At 69.1% G+C, this 21,140-nt stretch carries 24 protein-coding genes; 8 read left to right on the top strand and 16 right to left on the bottom strand.

The genetic code is table 11. From position 1 onward, the window contains the following. Positions 1 to 46: 46 nt before the first annotated feature. From V9K99_RS21140 to V9K99_RS21150, 3 genes are all read right to left on the bottom strand, one after another. Positions 47 to 1,069 carry an alpha/beta fold hydrolase gene (locus tag V9K99_RS21140; RefSeq protein ID WP_337007205.1) on the bottom strand — a complete coding sequence of 341 codons (1,023 nt, stop codon included), beginning with the start codon at positions 1,067 to 1,069 and terminating at the stop codon, positions 47 to 49. Positions 1,070 to 1,090: 21 nt separating this feature from the next. Continuing rightward, positions 1,091 to 1,783, bottom strand: a complete 693-nt coding sequence (locus V9K99_RS21145) for an O-methyltransferase (RefSeq protein WP_337007204.1) — start codon at positions 1,781 to 1,783, stop codon at positions 1,091 to 1,093. Between the two features lie 170 nt (positions 1,784 to 1,953). Further along, positions 1,954 to 2,736, bottom strand: a complete 783-nt coding sequence (locus V9K99_RS21150) for a DeoR/GlpR family DNA-binding transcription regulator (protein WP_112244167.1) — start codon at positions 2,734 to 2,736, stop codon at positions 1,954 to 1,956. Positions 2,737 to 2,855: 119 nt separating this feature from the next. On the opposite strand from V9K99_RS21150, the gene V9K99_RS21155 reads away from it, so the two are divergent. Beyond that, positions 2,856 to 3,719 (top strand): SIS domain-containing protein, encoded by an 864-nt coding sequence (locus V9K99_RS21155; RefSeq protein ID WP_337007192.1) that lies wholly within the window; start codon positions 2,856 to 2,858, stop codon positions 3,717 to 3,719. Here V9K99_RS21155 and V9K99_RS21160 read toward each other — a convergent pair. Further along, positions 3,706 to 4,293 (bottom strand): GNAT family N-acetyltransferase, encoded by a 588-nt coding sequence (locus tag V9K99_RS21160; RefSeq protein WP_337007191.1) that lies wholly within the window; start codon positions 4,291 to 4,293, stop codon positions 3,706 to 3,708. The two genes, V9K99_RS21155 and V9K99_RS21160, sit on opposite strands and share 14 nt — an antisense overlap. Beyond that, positions 4,286 to 5,446 (bottom strand): MFS transporter, encoded by a 1,161-nt coding sequence (locus V9K99_RS21165; protein ID WP_337007189.1) that lies wholly within the window; start codon positions 5,444 to 5,446, stop codon positions 4,286 to 4,288. Before V9K99_RS21165 ends, V9K99_RS21160 begins: the two co-directional genes overlap by 8 nt. Positions 5,447 to 5,515: 69 nt before the next feature. On the opposite strand from V9K99_RS21165, the gene V9K99_RS21170 reads away from it, so the two are divergent. Further along, on the top strand, positions 5,516 to 6,049 hold the full coding sequence (locus tag V9K99_RS21170) for a CGNR zinc finger domain-containing protein (protein WP_337007187.1): 534 nt from the start codon (positions 5,516 to 5,518) through the stop codon (positions 6,047 to 6,049). Positions 6,050 to 6,194: 145 nt separating this feature from the next. Here the strand turns inward: V9K99_RS21170 and V9K99_RS21175 are convergent, their stop codons facing one another. After that, positions 6,195 to 7,196 carry a LacI family DNA-binding transcriptional regulator gene (locus V9K99_RS21175; protein WP_337007185.1) on the bottom strand — a complete coding sequence of 334 codons (1,002 nt, stop codon included), beginning with the start codon at positions 7,194 to 7,196 and terminating at the stop codon, positions 6,195 to 6,197. Between the two features lie 164 nt (positions 7,197 to 7,360). On the opposite strand from V9K99_RS21175, the gene V9K99_RS21180 reads away from it, so the two are divergent. The 6 genes from V9K99_RS21180 to V9K99_RS21205 all read left to right on the top strand — a co-directional run bounded on the left by V9K99_RS21180 (position 7,361) and on the right by V9K99_RS21205 (position 12,099). Beyond that, on the top strand, positions 7,361 to 7,582 hold the full coding sequence (locus V9K99_RS21180) for a biotin/lipoyl-binding carrier protein (protein ID WP_337007183.1): 222 nt from the start codon (positions 7,361 to 7,363) through the stop codon (positions 7,580 to 7,582). A gap of 152 nt (positions 7,583 to 7,734) precedes the next feature. Continuing rightward, positions 7,735 to 8,397, top strand: coding sequence for an RNA polymerase sigma factor SigE (gene sigE / locus V9K99_RS21185; RefSeq protein WP_337007181.1), 663 nt, complete (start codon positions 7,735 to 7,737; stop codon positions 8,395 to 8,397). Then, positions 8,394 to 9,005, top strand: a complete 612-nt coding sequence (locus V9K99_RS21190; RefSeq protein WP_337007179.1) for an anti-sigma factor family protein — start codon at positions 8,394 to 8,396, stop codon at positions 9,003 to 9,005. Before sigE ends, V9K99_RS21190 begins: the two co-directional genes overlap by 4 nt. Before the next feature lie 3 nt (positions 9,006 to 9,008). Then, positions 9,009 to 10,067, top strand: a complete 1,059-nt coding sequence (locus V9K99_RS21195; protein ID WP_337007177.1) for a sigma-E factor regulatory protein RseB domain-containing protein — start codon at positions 9,009 to 9,011, stop codon at positions 10,065 to 10,067. A gap of 237 nt (positions 10,068 to 10,304) precedes the next feature. After that, positions 10,305 to 11,636 (top strand): S1C family serine protease, encoded by a 1,332-nt coding sequence (locus tag V9K99_RS21200; RefSeq protein ID WP_337007483.1) that lies wholly within the window; start codon positions 10,305 to 10,307, stop codon positions 11,634 to 11,636. 118 nt (positions 11,637 to 11,754) lie between these two features. Beyond that, positions 11,755 to 12,099 carry a sec-independent translocase gene (locus V9K99_RS21205; RefSeq protein WP_337007175.1) on the top strand — a complete coding sequence of 115 codons (345 nt, stop codon included), beginning with the start codon at positions 11,755 to 11,757 and terminating at the stop codon, positions 12,097 to 12,099. Positions 12,100 to 12,214: 115 nt separating this feature from the next. On the opposite strand, the gene V9K99_RS21210 is transcribed toward V9K99_RS21205, so the two are convergent. From V9K99_RS21210 to V9K99_RS21255, 10 genes are all read right to left on the bottom strand, one after another. Continuing rightward, positions 12,215 to 13,045 carry a DUF427 domain-containing protein gene (locus V9K99_RS21210; RefSeq protein ID WP_337007173.1) on the bottom strand — a complete coding sequence of 277 codons (831 nt, stop codon included), beginning with the start codon at positions 13,043 to 13,045 and terminating at the stop codon, positions 12,215 to 12,217. A 45-nt stretch (positions 13,046 to 13,090) separates the two neighbouring features. After that, positions 13,091 to 14,191 (bottom strand): GNAT family N-acetyltransferase, encoded by a 1,101-nt coding sequence (locus tag V9K99_RS21215; protein ID WP_337007171.1) that lies wholly within the window; start codon positions 14,189 to 14,191, stop codon positions 13,091 to 13,093. A gap of 41 nt (positions 14,192 to 14,232) precedes the next feature. Further along, positions 14,233 to 15,378, bottom strand: coding sequence for an Mrp/NBP35 family ATP-binding protein (locus V9K99_RS21220; RefSeq protein WP_337007169.1), 1,146 nt, complete (start codon positions 15,376 to 15,378; stop codon positions 14,233 to 14,235). Between the two features lie 78 nt (positions 15,379 to 15,456). Continuing rightward, positions 15,457 to 16,020, bottom strand: a complete 564-nt coding sequence (gene pspAB / locus V9K99_RS21225) for a PspA-associated protein PspAB (protein WP_337007167.1) — start codon at positions 16,018 to 16,020, stop codon at positions 15,457 to 15,459. 3 nt (positions 16,021 to 16,023) lie between these two features. Beyond that, on the bottom strand, positions 16,024 to 16,920 hold the full coding sequence (gene htpX, locus V9K99_RS21230; RefSeq protein WP_337007165.1) for a zinc metalloprotease HtpX: 897 nt from the start codon (positions 16,918 to 16,920) through the stop codon (positions 16,024 to 16,026). 51 nt (positions 16,921 to 16,971) lie between these two features. Further along, entirely contained in the window at positions 16,972 to 17,505 is a 534-nt protein-coding gene (locus V9K99_RS21235) for a DUF1003 domain-containing protein (protein WP_337007163.1), read from the bottom strand. Then, the gene (locus V9K99_RS21240; protein WP_337007161.1) at positions 17,495 to 18,757 is read right to left on the bottom strand and encodes a magnesium transporter MgtE N-terminal domain-containing protein; all 1,263 of its coding nucleotides are present in this window, start codon (positions 18,755 to 18,757) and stop codon (positions 17,495 to 17,497) included. The genes V9K99_RS21235 and V9K99_RS21240 overlap by 11 nt, the downstream gene beginning before the upstream one ends. Before the next feature lie 30 nt (positions 18,758 to 18,787). Next, entirely contained in the window at positions 18,788 to 19,315 is a 528-nt protein-coding gene (locus tag V9K99_RS21245) for a hypothetical protein (protein ID WP_337007159.1), read from the bottom strand. Next, entirely contained in the window at positions 19,312 to 20,139 is an 828-nt protein-coding gene (locus V9K99_RS21250) for a LuxR C-terminal-related transcriptional regulator (protein ID WP_337007156.1), read from the bottom strand. The genes V9K99_RS21245 and V9K99_RS21250 overlap by 4 nt, the downstream gene beginning before the upstream one ends. After that, positions 20,132 to 21,112 (bottom strand): LuxR C-terminal-related transcriptional regulator, encoded by a 981-nt coding sequence (locus tag V9K99_RS21255; protein WP_337336402.1) that lies wholly within the window; start codon positions 21,110 to 21,112, stop codon positions 20,132 to 20,134. The genes V9K99_RS21250 and V9K99_RS21255 overlap by 8 nt, the downstream gene beginning before the upstream one ends. Positions 21,113 to 21,140: the final 28 nt, after the last annotated feature.

Here is a 21,140-nt window from a genome sequence, read left to right on the forward strand (position 1 = left end):
CCTGGCGTCACGACTGCCGCCGGGTCAGCCGTGGAAATACCGCACTTCACCCCGTCGGGTGCGCGGCGGCGTACCAGGCCGCGATCTGCGCCCGGGAGCGGAAACCCATCCGCAACCGGATCCGCTCGACGTGTGATTCGGCCGAGCGTTCGGTGATGACCAGCTGTTCCGCGATCTGACGATTCGACAGACCTTGGGCTACCAGCGCCGCGACCTGTCCCTGCCGCGGTGTCAACGTGGGCCGCGCCGTCCGCTGCAACCGCGGCAGCCCGAGACCGGAGCGGATTTCGTTGACGAGAGCTTCCACATCGCCGACGAACGGCAGGTGGGTACGGCCCGGCAAGACTTTCAAGGTCGCGCCGGCGATCCCATCCGCCAGCCGCTTGCCCTCGGCAAGCGGCGCCGCGCGATCGTCAGCACGGTGGATCACCGTGGTCTGCGCACGGATGTCGCCGAGATCCTCGCTCACGTCGATCTCGTAACAGGTGGCGAGGAGTCGCCGTGCGGTCGCGGCGGAGGCTGACTCACGTTGATAGGTGGAGAAGACGGCGCGGAAACCGGCGTCGGCGTCCGGCGCGAAGATTTCGGTGAGGACATCCGAGCCGAATCCCCAGTGCTGCTCGACGAGCCCGAGCACGTGCTCGCGAACAGCCGGCGCCGCCACCGCGTTCCCCTGCACCCAGCCGCCGTACAGCACCAGCCGGTTGACCGACTCAGGGTGGCGAGCCGCGAACTTCACCGCCAGCGGCGCTCCGAACGAAACACCGATCAGATCGAGCGCGTCGATGCCGACCGCCCTGGCGACCGCGCGGATCACCTGCACTTCGAGCTCGATGACGTCCGCACGGCCCGTGGTCTCCGAGAGCCCGACTCCAGGACGGTCGTACCGGACGAGGGTGCGCCCACTGGCCAGGCCCTCGTAGAACTGGCGTTCTGCGGGGATCGCCCAACCGAGCTCGAGATGTGAAACCCACCCAGGCACGCAGAGCGCGAACGGACCCGAACCGACCACCGCGAATCGGATCGCAGTCCCGTCGTCCAGCGTCGCCGTGCCGAGCCGTTGCTCCACGGTGAGATTGTGGCAGTGCCGTCAGGTGGTGAGGCGCTTCGCGGCGGTCAGGAGGCCCTCGGAGGTGGGGAGGAGGGCGGAGACCAGGTCGTCGTCGTCGCGGACGGCGCGAATGAGGTCGCGCAGGGCGTTGGTGTCCGGGTCCCGGTGGGCCGGGTCCGCCACGCGGCCGCCGGTGAGGATGCCGGCGAAGGCGACGACGCCGCCGGGGCGGAGCAGACGGAGGGCTTCGTGCAGGTACGCCGTGTTCTGGCGCCGGTCGGCGTCGCAGAAGACCAGGTCGTAGTGGCCGTCGGTGAGCCGGGTGACCACGTCCAGTCCGGCACCGGCGATCAGGCGGAACCGGTTCGACGGGACGCCGGCGTCGAGGAACGTCTTGCGGGCCAGCCGCTGGTTCTCCGCGTCGATGTCGACCGTGGTGAGGGTGCCGTCGGTGCGCATACCGCGCAACAGCGCCAGCCCGGAGACGCCGGTGCCGGTGCCGATCTCGACGACCGCCTTGGCGCCCACGCTGGCGGCCAGCATGCTCAGCGCGGCGGCCGTGCCCGGGCCGATCGCGGCGATACCGCTGTCCTCGGCGCTCGCCCGTGCACCGGTGACGACTTCGTCCTCACCGGTGTAGTCCTCGGCGTACGCCCAGGACGTCGGGTCGATGCCGGTGGCGATGATGCCCTCCCAGTGTTCTGCCCAAGGTTGCGGCGCTGCGCTACTCATCCTGATCCGAAGCCTAGCGTCACGAGGTCCGCTTTCCGTGCCTCCCACGCTGAGACTGCGCAGTCCTGCTCATAACTATGTAGCTTGAGTCAGATATGATCGACCTCAGCAGGCAAGACTCGTCCCAGGAAGGGAGGCTCGGGGTGAATCCAGGTGTACGGCGTACCGGCTCAGGACCGGATGACGTCGATCCCGGCTTCCTTGAAGACGGCCAGCTGGGACTCGTCGGCCTGGGCGTCGGTGACGAGCGTGTCGATCTCGCTCAGCTCGCAGATCCGGGCGAACGCGCGCTGACCCAGCTTGGAGGAGTCGGCGACCACGACGACCTTGGCGGCCCGGCTGACGATCAGCTGGTTGATGTTCGCCTCACCCTCGTGGTGGGCGGTGGCGCCGGTCTCGTCGATCCCGTCGACGCCGATGAACGCGATGTCCAGCGACAGGTCGGCCAGGATCCGGTGCGACAGCGGCCCGATCATCTCGTAGGACTGCGGCCGGGCGACGCCGCCGGTGAGCACCATCTTGACGTGCGGCCGGACGATCAGCTCGTTGGCGATGTTCAGCGCGTTGGTGACCAGGGTGAAGGCCGGCTCGCCGTGCTCGGCGGACAGTTCCGGCCGGGTCGCCAGCGTGCGCGCCACCTCGGAGATGGTGGTGCCGCCGTTCATGCCGATCACCATGCCGCGCCGGACCAGGGTGGCCGCGGCCTGTGCGATCCGCTGCTTCTCCGACGCGAAACGCGCAGTCTTGTAGCGCAGCGGCAGGTCGTACGACACCGCGTTGGCGACCGCGCCGCCCCGGGTCCGGGTGAGGAGCTGCTGTTTGCCCAGGTGGTCCAGGTCGCGCCTGATCGTCGCCGCGGACACGTGCAACTGCTCGGCGAGCTCGTCGACGTCGATGGCGCCCTTTTCGGCGAGCGACTCGAGCAAGGTGTTCAGGCGTTCATAACGCTTCACCCGGGGCTCCTCCTTCACACAATCGGTCAGCCGGATGGCGGCCGGTTGGCACCATTCGATCACGTTCGAGCAGTTTCGACCACGACAAGCGCGGAGACAAGATGACGCAGACGCCATTTGTGAGCACTGAGATCGCCACTCAGCCGGACCTCTGGCGGCAGGTCTCGGACGGTTTCGCGCAGTACGGTGGCGCATTGCCGAAGCCCGGTCAACGGGTCGCCGCGGTGGGTTGCGGCACGTCGTGGTTCATGGCGATGGCGTACGCCGCCCTGCGCGAGGACAACGGTCAGGGCGAGACGGACGCATTCGCGGGCTCGGAGTTCCCGGCCGGACGCGCGTACGACGTGGTGGTCGTGATCAGCCGCTCCGGTACGACGACCGAGGTGCTGGACCTGATCCGGGCGACCGACGTACCGACTGTGGCGATCACTGCGACCGTCGGCTCGCCAATCACTGAGCTGGCCGACCACACCATCCTCCTGGACTTCGCCGACGAGCAGTCCGTCGTCCAGACGCGCTTCGCGACGACCACACTGGCGCTGCTGCGGGCATCGCTGGGGGAGGACCTCCGGCAGGCCGCTGCGGACGCGGTGACCGCGCTGACCGTGGACGTGGACGAGCTGGCGAAGCTGGAGCAGGTCACGTACGTCGGCACCCGGTGGACCGTCGGTCTGGCCCACGAGGCGGCACTGAAGCAGCGTGAGGCCGCGTCGGCGTGGACCGAGGCCTACCCGGCGATGGACTACCGCCACGGCCCGATCGCGATCGCCCAGCCCGGCCGCGGCGTCTGGGTCTTCGGTGAGCCGCCGACCGGCCTGCTCGACGACGTCACCGCCACCGGCGCCACGATCGTCCACCACCCCGACCTCGACCCGATGGCGTCCCTGGTGGTCGCCCAGCGCGTCGCCGTCGCCAAGGCCCTCGCCCTCGGCCTCGACCCCGACCAGCCCCGCAGCCTGACCCGCTCCGTCATCCTCGACTGACCGCAGCGGTCATCGGAGAGTGGAGCGTCCAGCCCAGCGCGGTGTAGAGCGCCCGCCCGTCCTCAGTCGCAACCAGTACGCCGGTCGTCGCACCGGCGTCCTGGGCTGAGGTCGACAGAGCGCTCATCACTGTCCGCCCGAGCCCGCGTCGGCGGTGCTGCGGGTCCGTCTCGATCTGGTCGAAGACGGCTGCTTCACCCGTGAGTGCTGCCTTCCCCCGAGCAGCAACCGACCCGTCGGCTGCCGTCACGATGACCTCGACGATGCTGTTCCGTCGTGTGCTCTGCAGTTCGTAGGACGCAGCCACGGTCACTGGTGCGGCGGTCAACTGACTAGTCATCAGGTACTCCAGCGGCTGGACCTGCCAAGGCGAACCCAGCGCCACGTGCCCGCAGATCTTGAGCCAGGTGTCCGCCTCCCCGAGTCCGTCGACCAGACCGGCGTCGTACGTCGGAAGCACGTAGCGGACCCGATGACCGGGCAGACCGACGTCGATGCGGTAGCCACCGGGGATCTGCACCGGTGCGGCGGTACTGCGGGAGATGGCCCAACCGTGGACCCAGGCATCAAGCATGGACAGCAACCTTCGTGGGGAGGGCACCCAGGGCTGCTCCGGCGATCACTGTAAGAGCTACCGCGAGAAGCGCCTCGTGGGTGCCGATGGTGGGAATGAGCAGGCCGGCGGTGGCTTGGCCCAGGGCTGACGCGCCGACCCGGAGGCTGGCAGCCGTGGTGCTGACTCGGCCCTGCAGGGACTCGGGGCTGTACTGCTGCCGGGCCGCGAACATCGCCGGCAGCATCGGCCCCTCGAACAGTCCGGTAGCGGCCGCAAGCAGCAGGAGTACGACGAAACTCGTGGCCAGCGGCCAGGTCGTCATGACGAGGCCAGCGGCGGCTGCGGCGACGATGACGACGTACTCAGGTCGCCAGCGGGTCTGAAGCCGTCCGAGCAGCAGAGCCGTGGCAACACTGCCGATCTCCAGTGCGGTCCAGAGGTAACCGGCCGCGGATCTCGGCATGTCCAAAGACACCATGTGCAGGGGCAGGGTGATCAGCAGTACGCCGGACGCGCCCATAACCAGCGTGGTCGTCACAGTGGTGGCCCTGAGCCGCGGCGTGCGGATCAGATGAGTCAGACCGCCAACGACAGAGACCATGAAGGGCTCGTGCTGGGTCAGTGCGGGCGGGAGAGCCGGCAGGCGGGTGATGGCGATGATGCTGAGGCCCGCCGCGACCACGATGACCAGAGCAGTAGCTTCGACGGACACTGTGGCCGCGATCGTGGCTGCTGTCGCCGGGCCGGTGATGGTCGCGGCACCGAAGCTGGCCGCTTCCAGCGAGTTCGCCCGAGCCAGCCGCTGTGAAGGGACCAGACTGGGCAGCATGCTGGTGAAGCCGCCGCTCACCATCGGCAGCGTCGCTCCGGCGACGGCTGCGAGCGCGGGGGTGATCCAGTGCGCGGAGTGGCCGACCACCGCTAGCAGGCTGAGCATGACCACGCCCAGCACCGCCTGGTTCAGTGCAAGCGCGGCACGGCGATACGGCGTTCTGTCGAGCCAGGTACCGAGTAGTGGCCCGGTGACGACGGCCGGCAGTGCGTAGGCGGCCCCCGTGACCCCGGCCAGTGTGGGACTGTCAGTGCGCTCCAGCACGAGCAGGATGAGCGTGAACGCCACCATCTCGTCAGCAAGCCTGGCGAGCGTCGCAGCGAGGTAGTAGCTGGGCACGCCGACCTCCTGTAACGCGAAGTTGGATGTTACGCGTTACGCTATCAAATACGTTACGGAAGGGGAGTTGTGGAGCTTCAGACGCCGGACCGGCAGGTGCGGCTCGCGGTGGATCTGGTCAACACCCGGACCCTCGAACCCGAGCAACTCAACGAGCCCGCCGATGTCCGGACCTTCCTGCTCGAGCACGGCGAGTCCGAGCCGATCACGCTGGACGAGGACGACCTGGCCGAGGTGCGGGTCGTTCGGGAGCGGATCCGACCGGTCTTCCACGCCAACCCCGCCGAGGCGGCCCGGATTCTCAACGAGTTGCTCGAGGAGTACGCCGTACGCCCGTATCTGTCCGATCACGACGGATCGCCGTGGCATCTGCATGTGGCCAAGCCGGGGGCGACCTGGGGGCAGTGGCTGGCGGCGACCACGGCGCTCGGGCTGGCCGGGTTCGCGGCCGGCCATGGATTCGAGGCGATCGGGACGTGTGCGGCCGTCGACTGTGAGCGGGTTTTCGTCAATGCGGCGGAGCGCAGGCCGCGCAGATTCTGCTCGCCTACCTGCTCCAGCCGCACCCGGGTGGCGTCGTACCGGGCTCGCCGGCGCAATTGACGGCTGCTGAGCTCTGGTCTTTGCGCAAGCGCTTGCGCCACTCTGCGGAACGGAACGCGTTCGTGTCAGGGCGCGGTTCGCTGGTCGACACCACGCGGGCGCGCGAGCTCGGATTCACCCCGCGGCACTCGATCCACGGCGACGATCAGGCGGTGTCGGCGATGACCAGCTGAGGAGCGACGTACTGAAGGCCGGGCTGGAGCTCGGGGTCGGGATCGAGGAGCTGGGTCGCGACCCGGCGGCCGATCTCCTCGAGGCCGACATCGATCGTGGTGAGGTGCAGGGAGCCGCGCTGGTCGTGCATGAGTTGCTCCCAGTTGTCGACGCCGATCAGGGCCACGTCACCGGGGACGTCGCGGCCGGCCTGCCGCAGGCTGCGCTCGGCGCCCCGGGCGATCGCGTCGCTGCCGCAGAAGATCGCGTCGATGTCCGGTGCATCCGTCAGCACCTCGCGTACGGCTTCCTCGCCCCAGTTCTCCCGCCAGCGGCCGTAGCGAACCGGCGTGGCCCACTCGAGTCCGGCCTCGGCCAGCACCTCGCCGGCACCGGCTGCTCGCCGTACCGCGGCCGCATCGTTCGGCTCGGCGGTGATGTGGGCGATCCGCCGCCGGCCGCTCGACAGCAGGTGGGTCATCGCCAGCCGTCCGATCGCGGTGTCGTCCGCGGTGATGGTGATGTCGTCCGGCACCTCGGTGAACGTGAACGCGTACGTCACCGGTACGTCGAACCGATCGGTGAGCGACGGAGCCGGGAACCCGGTCCCGTTGCCGATCACGATCACGCCGTCGATCCGGCGCGCCCTGAGCTGCAGGATGCTCTCGTTGATGTCGTGCTCGCCGAGGCGGGCGTCGTACAGCAGGATGGCCTGTTCCTTGGCGCCGAGCTCGGTGGCCGCACTGGCCAGGACGACCCGGGTGAACGGGTTTGCCGCGCGGTAGGTGAGGACGCCGATCGTCTGGCTGCGGCCGCGGGCGAACGACCGGGCCAGCGCGTTGTGCCGGAAGCCGAGCCGGTCGGCGGTGACGCGGACGTGTTCGCGGGTGGCCGCGGAGATCCGGTCGGTGCCGTTCAGTGCCTTCGAGGCGGTCGACAGCGACACCCCCGCGGCAGCGGCCACGTCGGACAAGGTGATCAGCTGGTCGGCCATGCCTCATCGTAGTCAGCCACGAGCCGTTGACACCGGCTCGGAGGGGCTCCATCGTGTGCTCGCGAAAGCGCTTTCGCAACCGTGTCACTCCGCGCTGGGAGGAGAACCCATCCGGACCGGGGCCTAGGATCGAGGCGAGACGTCCGGGACCTGAGGAGTGCGAGTTGAGTCACACCGTCGTGGCAGAGCTGGTGGCCAATGTGCTGAAGGTCACCGCCAGGGCCGGGGACACGGTGGGTCCGGATGACACCCTGGTCATCCTGGAGTCGATGAAGATGGAGATCCCGGTGCTGGCCGAGGTGGCCGGCACCATCGTCGAGCTGAAGGTCGTCGAGGGTGAGGTCGTCCGGGACGGCGACCCCATCGCGGTGATCGAGGAGAAGTAGAGCGCAACAAAAGTGGATGTCAACGCGTCTGGTCCTTGGGAGGCCTTGGCCGGGAACTTCCGGTCCGGGCGCCGCGTTGAGCCGTCGTACGAGCAACTCAGGGTAGAACCCGGGTGTTCCCGACGTGCGCAGAGGACGGTGACCGCGGCACCATGGCCTTCACGCTCATTGCCGAGAGGACCCAGGGAGGCGTTGCGGTGAAGCCGGCCGACACCTCCGTGGCGCCTGCGCCCCAGCCGGTTCCGGACGCGTTGCCGTCCTGGGACGAGATCGTCCGGACCCACTCCGCACGCGTCTACCGGCTCGCGTACCGGCTGACCGGGAACAAGCACGACGCCGAGGACCTGACCCAGGAGGTCTTCGTCCGGGTCTTCCGCTCGCTGTCGTCGTACACCCCGGGCACCTTCGAGGGCTGGCTCTACCGGATCACCACGAACCTGTTCCTGGACGGCGCCCGGCGCAAGCAGCGGATCCGGTTCGACGGCCTGCCCGAGGACGCCCACGACCGGCTGCCCGCCAAGGGCGTCGGCCCGGCCGAGAAGCTGGACTCGGACCAGTTCGACCACGACGTGCAGTACGCGCTGGACACGCTGCCGGAGGACTTCCGCGCCGCCGTGGTGCTCTGCGACATCGAGGGAATGACGTACGACGAGATCGCCGACGTCCTGGACGTGAAACTCGGCACCGTGCGCAGCCGGATCCACCGGGGTCGCTCGATGCTGCGCAAGCACCTCGAGCACCGGGCTCCGCGGACCGGCCAGACCCGGGTCGGCGGCCCACCCGCCGACGGACTCGGTGGAGGTGAGCACCGGTGACGCTGCAACACCCCCTGGACAAGCTCAGCGCCGTCGTCGACGGTGCGCTGGACCACGACTCGCGGGACAAGGTCCTGAGCCACCTGGTCGGCTGTGACAGCTGCCGGTCCGAGGTGGACGCTCAGCGCCGGCTCAAGGCCCGGATGGCTGCTCTCGAGTCGCCGGACCCGTCAACCGACCTGATGCAGCGCCTGATGGGTGTCTCGTCGTTCTCGCCGGAGCCGCGTGAGGAGATCCGTCCGGTGCTCACACCGGCCGTCTCGCTCTTCCCGCAGCGGTCCGCGTTCCCGGCCGCTCGCACGGGTGCCACCCGGCCCGGTGCTCCACGGTCCACGCGGAGCCGGCGTCGTACCGGCGTACTCGGCGCTGCTGGTTCTGCTGCCGCCGTCGCGTCGCTGCTGGGGACTGCCTTCGTCGTCGGGGACCCGTCGCGGCAGGAGCAGCCGCCGACGCTGCAGCCGCCGGTGGCGAGCTTCTCGTCCGATCACGCGAACGCGACGAACGGAGCGCCGTTCGCCGACCCGGTGGCGCTGCTGAACTCGTACAACGGGGCTGGGTACGCAGGGCTGAGCCCGACGCTGCAGCCGGTGGCCCTGACAGGACGCTGACCTGTGAGCCTCTCCCGGCTCGCCGTACTGGTCAGCACCGCACTGATCGGCTTCGGCCTGCCTGCGCCCGCTGTCGCAGCGCCACCGACTTCCGCACGCGAGGACTCGCCGCTGGCGATCAGCTGGCTGGCGCGTGCCGCTGCGGCTCCGAACACCGTGTCGTACCACGGCACGCAGATCATCACCGCGTGGGGACCACAGGGCGCGAGCTCGGCGATGCTGGACATCGTCCACGCGGCCTCACAGGGGTCTGAGATCAGTGTGGTCGGCTCCCCGTCGTCCCCGGGGGCCAAGGCGTTCGTGCAGCGGGCTACGAACGCGGGCGCCGCAGTCGACGGTGGTCCGCTGACTCTGCTGCGGGCGACGTACCAGCTGGTCTACAAGTGCTGCACGGACACCATCGGGCGGGCCGCCGTACTGGTGGAGGCGCTGCGGGACAACCAGACGCTGGCGGCACGGTTCTGGATCGACAAGGCGACTGGACTGCTGCTGCAGCGGCAGCTGTTCAGCGCGGACGGTAAGACGATGGTCCGGGCCACGGTGTTCACCGAGCTGGAGATCGAGGAGTCGGAGTTCCTCAGGCACCTGCCGCCGATGGCGCCGAGCGGAGTCGAGTCGTTGGGGCTCGGCAAGGTCGACGGATTGCGGTCCGAGGGCTGGGTCTGCGCCCCGGAGCTGCCCGCGTCGCTGAAGCTGTACGACGTCCATCAGGACACGACGAACGGGTCACTGCAGTTCTCGTACTCCGACGGGCTGTTCAACGTCTCGCTCTTCGAGCAGCGTGGAGCCCTCGACCCGGCCGCGGTCGCCGGGTTCAGCACCACTGAGACGCCGGGTGTATACCTGCGCTACGGGATGCCGTCGTACGTCGTCTGGTCGGCGAACGGGATCGTCTACACGCTGATCGGTGATCTGCCGCCGGACATGCTCGGGCAGGTGGTCGACTCGTTCCCGCACGACATCCCGGTCAAGCTCACCGCGGTCCAGCGGGTGGGCGCCGGGCTGGCCAAAATCGCGACGTGGCTCACTCCGATGGGTGCGCTTTCCGGGAAGCTGGGATAATCAAATCTGGTAGTCCCTTCCGCAACCCGGGCAGCGGACCGCCCGACCGACGACCACGACGATGACGTGAGGCGGGGCACCGTGACCAGCGACGACGCCGAGCCGACCATACCCACGCCGAGCGCGGAGCCTACCCGCGTCCTCCCGCCCGACCCCGGCGTGTCCACCCCAGACCCTCTCGGCAATGGCTCAACGTCGCCAGACCCCTCCGGCAACGGCTCTCCTCTATCCGCGTTGGTGCCGCCTGCGGTCGGCGCGGGGGCGGCTCCGCTGCCGACGCCGGGGAGTGACCAGGCGTACCGGCAGCAGAACGGCGGGCGGTCCGTCACGCAGCGCAGCTTCGGCCGGCCACAGGCCCAGGAGCCGAACTTCCGGCCGGTGTACCCGGGTCAGGCGTGGCCGACCCAGCGGCCGTCGTACCAGCCGACGTACACCCCGCCCCCGCCGCTCGACTGGCACCAGCAGCAGGCCCGCGCGTATACGCCGGCCCCGCCGCCGAAGGGCAACCGGATCCTCGTCATCGCGGCCGTCGTAGCCCTCGTCATCGGCCTGCTGGCCGGCGCCGGCGCGGCCGTGACCGTCGTCGCGCTGGACAACAACCGCCCGGTCGCCGAGCAGCCCGGCCCGCCGGTCGGCACCGGCGCGGATCCGAAGATCCGCAGCGGTTCGGTCTCCGCGGTCGCCGCGACCCTGCTGCCGAGTGTCGTGCAACTGAAGGTCGAGGGCGGCGACAACACGAACGCGACCGGCTCCGGTTTCGTCATCGACAACGCCGGTCACATCCTGACCAACAACCACGTCGTCCAGGCCGCGGCCCAGGGCGGCTCGATCCAGATCATCAACGACAAGGGCAAGACCTGGACCGCACGGCTGGTCGGCCGCTCACCGGCGTACGACCTGGCCGTCGTCCAGGTGGTCGGCCTGGACGCGCCGTCGGTGCAGTTCGGCCGGTCCGACCTGGCGATCGTCGGGCAGGACGTGGTCGCGATCGGTTCGCCGCTCGGCCTCGCGGGCACGGTCACCTCGGGCATCATCTCGGCCAAGAACCGGCCGGTCACCACCGGCGAAGAGCCGGGTGAGGCGTCGTTCATCAGCGCGTTGCAGACCGACGCCGCGATCAACCCGGGCAACTCCGGCGGGCCGCTGGTCGACATGAACGCGCGGGTGATCGGGGTGAACTCCGCGATCGCCACCGTCCGCGGCGCCTCCGAGGGCCAGAGCGGAAACATCGGGCTCGGGTTCGCGATCCCGATCGACCAGGCCCGGCGGACCGCGCAGCAGTTGATCGCGACCGGTCAAGCGTCGTACCCGGTGATCGGTGCCGAGGTCGACATGGAGTTCGAGGGCGGCGCCCGGGTCAGCAAGGTCGAACCCGCTTCCCCGGCCCTGCGCGCGGGACTGCGCGTCGGCGACGTGATCACCGCGATCGACAGCCAGCCGGTCGACACCGCCGAGGCACTGATCGTGGCGATCCGCACCCACCAGCCGGGGGAGAGCATCCGGCTCGTGTACGAGCGCTCCGGCAAGGCCCGTCAGGCCACCGTCACCCTCGCCCAGAAGACGGGCTGACATCGCGAGTACGACGGGCCGGCCGGGGTTGTCCGGAATCGGCTGACCCGGCAGGCGATGTCACCAGGTTGCGGCTACGCTGGTCGCCGTCGCAGACGACGTGCAGAAGAGGTGGGACATGTTCGGCATCGGGCCACTCGAGCTGGTGGTGATCGCGATCGTCGCCGTGCTCGTCTTCGGCCCGGATCGGCTGCCGGAGTTCGCCCGTACGGCGGGCCGGCTGCTGCGCCAGGTCCGCCAGATGGTCACCAACGCGCAGAACGACCTGCGCAACGAGCTCGGCCCGGAGTTCGCCGACCTGGACATCCAGGACCTGAACCCGCGCAACTTCGTCCGCAAGCACCTGCTCGAGGGCACCGACGACTACGACGACGACAAGCCCCTCTCCAGCCCCGAGTTCTCCGACACCCCCCAACGCCTCCCGGCAGGCCAACGAGCCCCCTTCGACCCCGAATCCACCTGACCCGTGGATAACCCCGGCTCGGGCATCCGCAGAACGGATACGCTCAAGCAGGAAGGACAGGGGGCGGGCAGCGTCAGGCGGCGAACGCTCGCAGGCTGAACAGCAGCCGGTGCGGTCAGTCGGGCTGTTTCAGGCCGAAGCGGTCGTGGAAGAGGGCGGCGGCTGGTGAGGCTGATTGCTCGCGCAGGTGGCCGTCGATGAAGACGTCGAGTTTGTCGTCGAGGAACGCGATCAGCCCGGCGAGTGGAGTGGCTCCGTCGAGGGGCTCGGGGTAGGTCCAGGCGAAGTCGGTGTAGCCGGCCACCGAGAAGTAGGAGGCCTCGCCTTTGTAGGCACAAGCCGTCCTGCGCTCGCTTGGCGTCAACTCCACGAGAATGTCCTCCGGCGGCAGGTAGAACCGCATCGGCAGGCTGGTCTCGAACACCAGCGTCGGGCGCTTGCTCTCCGCAATCACCTGCCCCTCCAGCTCGAGCCGGACCGTCCGCGAGCTCCGCCGGACATCGACCCGGTGAAACGGGTCGCGCGGGTGCGCCATCAGCCGCTCGTCCTCGCCGAACCACCCGTCGAACGCCCAGAAATCGAGTACGACGTACTCGGCCAGGTCCGGGTCCTCGGGCCGGAACCCCACCCCGGCGAACCGGGTGTCACCCAGCAGCAGGTCGACGGCCTCACCGGCGCAGGTGTGGGCCGCGAACGGCGTCCCAGGATCGAGAATCCGGTCCGGCGCGGGGATCGAAGGCAGGCTCGATGGAGCCAGTTCGCCGCGGAGATCAGCCACCGGTACGCCGTACGACGGCACGATCCGGCGTGGTTCCCAGACGATCATCGCGCGGGTGGTGTCCGCGATCTGGAGCGCTCCGTCGCTGACCCGGACGCGCATCTCGGTCGGCTCGTGCCGCAGCATCGGCAGACTCCCAAACACCCAGCCCTGCATCTGTGTGCTCACCCTGCCCAATGTAGGAGGGCCTCACCACGAGGGATAGAGCGCAGTTCAGGTGGGGAGGTCGGTGGCGAGGAGGTCGTAGGTGACTTTGTCGTCGAGGTGGGTGGCTAGGCGGAAGGCTTCGCGTTCGGTGCCGGCCAGGTGGAAGCCGGCCTTTTCGGCGACGCGGCGGGCGGCGGTGTTGGTGGCGGCGGTGCGGATCACGAGTTTGCGGCCGCCCAGGCCGCCTTCGTGTTCGGGTGCGAAGTACCACTGAGCCACCCGCTGGATCGCCTCCGTCATGACGCCGCGGCCTTGGGCGTCGGGGTGCGCCCAGTAGCCGAGTTCGCCGTCGCGGACCGCGTCCCGGTAGATGTTGAACAGGGTGAGATTGCCGAGGCCCAGGTCGGTGTCGCGGTCGGCCAAGCACCAGTTCATGCGACGACCGGCTGCGGCCTGCTCGGCCAGGTCGTGGAGCCAGAAGCGGGCGTCCTCGGCGGTGAACGGCTGCGGGATGAACGGCAGGAAATGAGCAGTCGTCTGGTTCGTCCGGGCGGTGGTGATGCGCGGGATCTCGTCCTCGCGCCAGGTGCGCAGCCGCAGTCGCGGAGTCTCCAGCACCGGGGTCTCGAACCACGGCCGGCGGGGCTCGCGCGGATCCGACGGCCCGATCCACCCCGTCCACGCGTCGACCCGGCGGCCGCCTTCCTCAGCGAGCGAAGGGATCGTCTCGCCCAGCCGGAACCCGGTCGCCCACGCCACCCGGCGAGACGGCCAGTTCCCGACCTGCGCCCACCAGTGCACGACGTGAAACCCGCACGTGGTGAACCCGAACTCCAGCAGTAACCGCACCGCCCGGCTCATCACACCGGCGCCACGAGCCCACCGCGACAGGCCGTACGCGAGCCGCGCGTTGCCATCGGAATCCGGCTTCAGTGAAGCAGTTCCGGCGTACCGGCCCCGGTACTCGATCACGAACGCGAGCCGCTCGCCCGTCTTCCACGCCTCCGTGATCCCGTAGCTGATCCACCGGCGTGCGTCGTCCTCGTCGTACCCGCGGTCCGGGTCCTCGAGACGACGTTCGAGTTGTCCTTGTACGTCGTCAGGTCGCGGTGCGCGCAGCGTCACCACACCGTCGGTCAGGACCGGATGCTCAGTAGGAATCGGCACCCGGCCAAGTCAACACCAGCCGGAGGCAACCTTCAGCCGGATTAGCGTCCGGCGGGGGACAGACCGAGCTGGCGGCCGAGCAGGCCGCGGGGGCGTCCGCCGAGCGTGGCCGCGATCTGGTCGAGGACCTGCGCCGCCGGAGTCTCCGGGTCGGCCGCCACCAGCGGGTTGCCCAGGTCGCCGCCGCTGCGCAGCCGCTCGTCCAGCGGAATCTCGCCCAGCAGGGGGATCTTGTACCCGAGCCGCGCGGACAGCGTCTCCGCCACTCGGATCCCGCCGCCGGAGCCGAAGATCTCGATCCGGTGCTCCGGACCACAGTGCGGGCAGGGCAGGAACGACATGTTCTCGACCACGCCAGCGACCCGCTGGTGCACCATCTGCGCCATCGTGCCAGCCCGCTCGGCCACCTCGGCGGCGGCCTCCTGCGGGGTCGTCACCACGATCACCTCGGCGCTGGTCAGTCGCTGGCCGACCGAGATCGCGATGTCGCCGGTGCCCGGCGGCAGGTCGAGAAGCAGTACGTCGAGGTCGCCCCAGTACACGTCCGCGAGCATCTGCACCAGCGCGCGGTCCAGGATCGGGCCGCGCCAGGCGACCACCTGGTCGCGCTTCGGCTTCAGCATGCCGATCGAGATCACCTTCACGCCGTGCGCGGGCACCGGCATGATCATGTCGTCCACCGCGGTCGGCCGCTCGTCCGCGACCCCGAACATGGCCGGCACCGAGTGCCCGTAGATGTCCGCGTCCAGGACGCCGACCGACAGCCCCTGCCGGGCCATCGCGACCGCGAGGTTGACCGTCACCGAGGACTTGCCGACCCCGCCCTTGCCGGATGCGATCGCGAACACCTTGGTCAGCGAGTCCGGCCGGGAGAACGGGATCTCCTTCTCCGCCACGCCACCGCGCAACTGCGTCTGCAGGGCAGCCCGCTGCTCGGCCGACATCACACCCAGGTCGATCTCGACCCCGGTGACGCCCTCGAGTTTGCTCACCGCGGCCGTGGTGTCACGCCGCAGCGTGTCCTTCATCGGACAGCCCGCGACGGTCAGCAGGATCCGTACGGCGACCACGCCGTCCTCGCGTACGACGACGGACTCGACCATGCCCAGGTCCGTGATCGGTTTCTTGATCTCCGGATCCAGCACACCACCGAGCGCTGCGGTCACCTGATCAGCAGTGGGAGCCATACCCCAAGGCTACGTGCTCCCACGAACCCCACCGACCACGGTCCGTGTGAGCTACATCCAGGAAGGTAACCCTAACCTTCAGAGGCCGGGGGCGCCGTAGACCGGGAACCAGCGGGAGAGGTCGGGTTCGAAGCGGAGGTCGGTGCCGATGATGGACTTGATCTGGAGTTCGGTGGCGTTGTCGCGGCGGTCCGGGCCGACCGGGACGAACGGGTACCAGGAGCCGCGTTTGTACAGGTACACGAGGCCGAGTGACTTGGTGCCGTTGGTGAAGGCGACCAGGGTGCATAGCAGCGCGGAGCCGAAGCCGGCGTCGACGAGTGAGGTGTTGACCGCGTGCAGGTCGGTGACGAGTCCTTCGACGTCGTCGGGGGAGGTCTGCCGGACCAGCCAGGTGAAGCCGTAGGAGTCGGTGTGGCTGGTGAACTTGTCGCCGTCGAGGGCGAGCAGCTTGTCGACCTCCTCCCGCAGCGTCGAGAACCCGCCGCCCTCCGCGGCCTTGAAACAGACCGAACCGCTGCCGGTCGGCCGGTAGCCGGCGGCGGTGTCCAGGGTGATCGCGGCCGAGGGAAGGGAGAAGAGCTGGTCGAGGTTCGGTGGGACGGCTTTGCTCCGGCCGAGCAGGATGTCGAGAAGGCCCATGGACTAAGCCTGCTCCCCCAACTCGCGAGCGAGCATCCCGAGCCGGTCGAGTCGCTGCTCGAGCGGCGGGTGGGTGGAGAACAGCGATGAGAGGCTGAACCCGCTCGAGTGCGCAGGGGCGAAGAAGAACGCGTTGAACGCCTCCGCCTGGCGCAGGTCGCGGGACGGGATGCGGGCGATGTCCCCGCTGATCTTGGTCAGCGCGGACGCCAGCGCCGACGGTCGTCCGGTCAGCATCGCCGCGGCCCGGTCGGCGGCCAGTTCGCGGTAGCGCGACAGCGCCCGGGTCAGCAGGAACGAGATCGCGTAGACGGCCACGGACACCAGGACGACGGTCAGGACCACCATCGCGGCATTCTGATCGCGGTTCCGGCCGATGCCGCCGTACAGGCCGAATCTGGTGATCAGCCCGGCGAGTACGCCGAGGAACGACGCGATGGTCATCACGGCCACGTCCCGGTGAGCGACGTGCGACAGCTCGTGGGCGAGCACGCCTTCGAGCTCGTCGGCGTCCAGCCGGCGCAGGATCCCGGTCGTCACGCAGACGACCGCCTTGTCCGGGTTGCGGCCGGTCGCGAACGCGTTCGGCAGGTCGACGTCCGCGATGGCGACCTTCGGCTTGGGCATGTCGGCCAGCGCGCACAGCCGGTCGATCGCGCCGTGCAGCTGCGGCGCCTCCTCGGGGCTGACAATCCGGCCACGCATCGCGTACAGCGCGATCCGGTCCGAGAACCAGTACTGGACGAACAGTGCGCCGCCCGCGATCACGACGGCCAGTACGGCGCTCTTCGTCAACGCGATCAGCAGCCCGACGAAACCGACGTACAGCAGGCCGAGCAGGAAACTGGTGACGACCATCCGGTTGGTCAGCCCGCGATCAGGTTTGAAGCGAGTCTTCATCGCATCGTCCTTCCTCACCTGCTAGCGAGAGTAGCGCGGCGCGAAAGGGCGTCAGACCCGATCGTCCTCGCGGCTCTTCAGGTCCAGATCGGCCAGTAGCGATCGCAGCTCGGAGCGGAGGAAGTCGCGAGTGGCGACCTCACCGACCGCCATCCGCAGCGACGCCATCTCGCGGGCCAGGAACTCCATGTCCGCCCGGGTGCGCGCGTCGACGTCGCGGTCGCGCTCGTACTGCACCCGGTCGCGCCCCTCCTGCCGGTTCTGCGCCAGCAGGATGAGGGGAGCGGCGTACGACGCCTGCAGGCTGAGTGCCAGGGTCAGGAAGATGAACGGGTACTCGTCGAAGCGCAGCTGCTCCGGCGCGAAGATGTTCCAGCCGACCCAGAACAGGATCGTCGCGGTCATGTAGACCAGGAACTGCCCGGTGCCGAGGAAGCGGGCGATCCGCTCCGACAGCCGCCCGAAGGCATCGGCGTCGTACGACGGTCGCACGAAGGTACGGCGCAGGTCGCGCGGCACGTCCAGCCGGGCGGTACTGCGGAGCATTCGGCGGTCGTCGGCGCTGCTGCGGTCGTCACGGGGCATGGCGGTCCACCTCCTGCTGTTCGGATTCGCGCCAGTCTTCGGGGAGCAGATGGTCGAGTACGTCGTCCACGGTCACCGCTCCGAGCAGCCGGCCCTCCTCGTCGAGCACCGGTGCGGCCACCAGGTTGTAGGTGGCCAGGTACTTGCTCACGGCATGCAGACTGTCGTCCGGCCGCAGCCCGTCCAGGTCTGTGTCCAGTACGGCGGACACCAGCTCGGACGGTGGTTCGCGCAGGAGCCGCTGGATGTGGCCGACGCCGATGAACCGCCCGGTGGGGGTCTCCAAAGGCGGCCGGCAGACGTAGATCATCGCGGCCAGTGCCGGACTCAGCTCGGCGTTCCGGACATGCGCCAGAGCGTCCGCCACGGTCGCGTCGGCCGGCAGGATCACCGGCTCCGACGTCATCAGTCCGCCGGCCGTGCGCTCCTCGTACGTCAGCAAACGCCGTACGTCCTCTGCTTCGTCCGGCTCCATCAGCGTCAGCAGGCGCTCAGCGGTGTCGGTCGGCAGCTCGGCGATCAGGTCGGCCGCGTCGTCCGGGGACATCTCCTCGAGCACATCCGCGGCGCGCTCGGTGTCCAGACCGGCCAGGATCTCCACCTGGTCGTCCTCGGGCAGCTCCTCCAGTACGTCGGCCAGTCGCTCGTCGTTCAGCGCGGCGGCGATCTCCTTGCGCCGCTTGGGAGACAGGTCGTGCAGTACGCCGGCCAGGTCGGCGGCCTTCATCGTGTCGAACGCGGCCAGGATGTGGGTCGCGCCCTGACCCTCCTCGACCTGGGTGAACCCGCTCACGTCGGTCCAGTCGAGCACATGGGACTGCCCGCGTCGCCGGAACCGCTTGCTGCCCTCACGGACCGCCACCTTCGACATGACCCAGTCACGCGTCCGCCACTGCTCCATGGCCATGTCGAACACCACTGCGGTCGTGCCGGTCTCGTTGATGGTCACAGTGCGGTCCAGTAGCTCGCCAAGCACCAGCACCTCGGTCGGCCGCTGTTCGAACCGCCGCATGTTGACCAGACCGGTGGTGATCACGTGCCCGGCGTCGACGGACGTCACCCGGGTCATCGGCAGGAAGATGCGCCGCCGGGTGAACACCTCCACCACCAGCCCGAGCACCCGCGGCGGCTGGGTTCCTTGCCGCAGCATCACCACGACGTCGCGGACCTTGCCGACCTGGTCCCCGTTCGGGTCGTACACGGGGAGACCGGCCAGCCGAGCCACGTACACGCGCGACGGTGATCCGCTCATGTTCGAAGGCTAACCCGCCGACGTGGACTCTCAGCTCAGGCGTGGCCTGCGGCGGATGCGACGGTGCAGAGTGACCGGAGGCTTGCCCCGGGTGGTCGCGGTCGTCCCGATCGGCGACTCAGCCCGCGGGCGGTCGTCGTACTGACCAGCTCGCTCGGTGACCTCGCCGGTGGGCTCCAGTACGAGCAGGTCGGCCTCGGTCTTCCACCGCTCCAGTTGGGTGTCCAGTCCGGCCGCGTTGAGCCGCTCAGTGCGCAGTACCTGGGCCGCAGCGGTCCACTCCTCGCTGCCGGGCTCCAGCCGCCGTACGGTCGCCATCCAGCTCGCCAGTCGGTTGGTAGCAGGCTTGGCCGGTACGACGACCTCAGCAGCACCTGCCGTGACCAGTCCGGGCAGTGGCTGCTCCGCACTGTCGGCTGCATCCGCCAGTACGACGTACTGCCCGTCGACCGTGGCGAACCAGGCCGGGGCGGGCCGGCCACCGTTCCACGACAGCCAGACCAGGCCGGCCTTCTTCATGACACCGGCGATCTCGGCAGCAGCGTCCTCGATGGTCACGGCTCCAAGGGTGTCACACCAAGCTCCCGGATCGCGGCCTGTGCACCTGCTTGGAAGCGGGTCCGCGCCCCCAGCTCCTGCATCAGTGCGGCGATCTTGCGCTGGGCCGTACGGGCGCTCACCCCGAGCTGACGAGCGATGGCCTGGTCAGTCAGCCCTGCCAGCAGTAGCGCGACCAGGGTCTCGTGATCGGTCGACTCGACTGGCAGAGCACGTTCCCAGAGCCGCTCGAACAGCTCGGCATAGGCATCGAACAGGCCACACGGCTGCAGGATCACAGCCGAGTCGGGAGCCAGCAGGATGAGCGCCAGCCGGTCGTCCGCCAGATAGAGCTGAAGCGGCACCGAAGGGAGTACCCGGGCCGCCTCGTTGCCAGAAGCATCGAGTACGCCGCTCTCGTACACGGTCCGGCAGTCAGCACGGTGCAGCGGGGGAGCGCCGTACGGTGCCTTGACCAGTCGCCGCAGCTCGGTCCGTGCGGCCTGCTGCACTTGCAGGATCCGCTGTTTGACGGCAACAGTCCCGCTGACGAGTTCCAGCAACGTGGCCGTGGGTGCGCCAGTGTGGTTGCGGTAGTCGTCGGCCAATGCGTCGATGCGGGTCCGGGCATCGCGCAGGAGCCGTTCCTGGTCGAGCAATAGGACTTCCAGGGCGATGTCCGGGGCGACGGCGACGTACAAGCCGTCGACCTCGCTGATGAGGCCCTTCGCGAGCAGGCTCTCCAGCGCGTCGTCCTGTCCTGCTGGAGCCGCGGGGCTGCCGACCAGGGCGCAGTACGCTTCCTCTTCTGCTGGGCTGAGGCCGAGCGCGGTCAGGTCACCCACGGTGCTCCAGCCAGCCACGCAGTACGGCCTGATAGCCGGCCTGGAAGCGCGTGTCGGCGTTCAGGCGGTGCCGCATGCCGTCGATGTGCTTGCGGACGGTGCGCTCGCTCCAGCCCAGGTGAGCCGCCATCTCGAGATCGGTGAAGCCTGACATGAGTAGCGCCAGCAGGTCCCGCTCCTCGGGCGTCGGACGGTCGACTGCGGGCTGGCCGACGTACGTGGTTAGTGGGACGGACCTGTCCCAGTACAGCTCGAACAGTGCGGCCAGTCCGGCCACCATGACCGGGTCGTGGATCAGCAGCGCGGTCTGGTGCTTGGTCGCCCGTACGTCGAAGGGGACGAAGGCCATCGGTGCGTCGGTGACGATCAGCTTCAGCGGTACGTCGCCCACCCGGGCCTGCTCGCCGTCGGCGATGCCCTGGGCGAGTGCGGCCAGCCGTCCGGGTCTGTCCACCGAGCCACGACGGTCGTAGATGACTCGGAAGGTGACACCCCGCTTGAGTTGGTCCAGCTCCAGCTGATTCACCTGATTGGGGTCGTCCCGGTACGGCGGAGCGTCCCAGCCACAGACCTCCTTACGGGCACCGAGCAACAACCTGGTCATGCACTGCGCGATCTCCTGATCGCCGTGCAGCACCTCCATCAGGTCCGCGGGCTCGCGGCGCGACGTACTGCCATGGAACCGCACTGTCAGCTCCACCATCTTGCGTCGGGCGTTGGCCAGCTCTCGCTCCCGACGACGGGCCAGCACGTCGAGCGCGGTGTCCGGAGGCAGTATGACGTACCTGGGCGGGTCGGTGTCCACCAGCGTCACGAGATCGAGCTCGACGAGTCTGGCCAGCTCGCTGGCGCTGTCACTCAGCTCTGACGCGGCGACCGGGCGCCGGGACACGAGCGACTCGTAGAGGTCCTGTACCTCGCGAGTCAGACCGAGCGGCTCGAGCACTGCTTGATCATCGCCGGTTTTCGCCATTGGCGTGAACTGCCCAACCAGACCGCTT

The sequence above is a fragment of the Kribbella sp. CCNWLW201 genome (assembly GCF_037203805.1).
Classification (GTDB): Bacteria; Actinomycetota; Actinomycetes; order Propionibacteriales; family Kribbellaceae; genus Kribbella.

What these genes read in the sequence shown, in the direction of transcription:
- V9K99_RS21145 (WP_337007204.1), bottom strand. Translation starts at nt 1,783, where the DNA reads ATGAGTAGCGCAGCGCCGCAACCTTGGGCAGAACACTGGGAGGGCATC.
- V9K99_RS21160 (WP_337007191.1), bottom strand. Translation starts at nt 4,293, where the DNA reads ATGCTTGATGCCTGGGTCCACGGTTGGGCCATCTCCCGCAGTACCGCC.
- V9K99_RS21175 (WP_337007185.1), bottom strand. Translation starts at nt 7,196, where the DNA reads ATGGCCGACCAGCTGATCACCTTGTCCGACGTGGCCGCTGCCGCGGGG.
- sigE (WP_337007181.1), top strand. Translation starts at nt 7,735, where the DNA reads ATGGCCTTCACGCTCATTGCCGAGAGGACCCAGGGAGGCGTTGCGGTG.
- V9K99_RS21205 (WP_337007175.1), top strand. Translation starts at nt 11,755, where the DNA reads ATGTTCGGCATCGGGCCACTCGAGCTGGTGGTGATCGCGATCGTCGCC.
- V9K99_RS21220 (WP_337007169.1), bottom strand. Translation starts at nt 15,378, where the DNA reads ATGGCTCCCACTGCTGATCAGGTGACCGCAGCGCTCGGTGGTGTGCTG.
- pspAB (WP_337007167.1), bottom strand. Translation starts at nt 16,020, where the DNA reads ATGGGCCTTCTCGACATCCTGCTCGGCCGGAGCAAAGCCGTCCCACCG.
- htpX (WP_337007165.1), bottom strand. Translation starts at nt 16,920, where the DNA reads ATGAAGACTCGCTTCAAACCTGATCGCGGGCTGACCAACCGGATGGTC.
- V9K99_RS21235 (WP_337007163.1), bottom strand. Translation starts at nt 17,505, where the DNA reads ATGCCCCGTGACGACCGCAGCAGCGCCGACGACCGCCGAATGCTCCGC.
- V9K99_RS21240 (WP_337007161.1), bottom strand. Translation starts at nt 18,757, where the DNA reads ATGAGCGGATCACCGTCGCGCGTGTACGTGGCTCGGCTGGCCGGTCTC.
- V9K99_RS21255 (WP_337336402.1), bottom strand. Translation starts at nt 21,112, where the DNA reads ATGGCGAAAACCGGCGATGATCAAGCAGTGCTCGAGCCGCTCGGTCTG.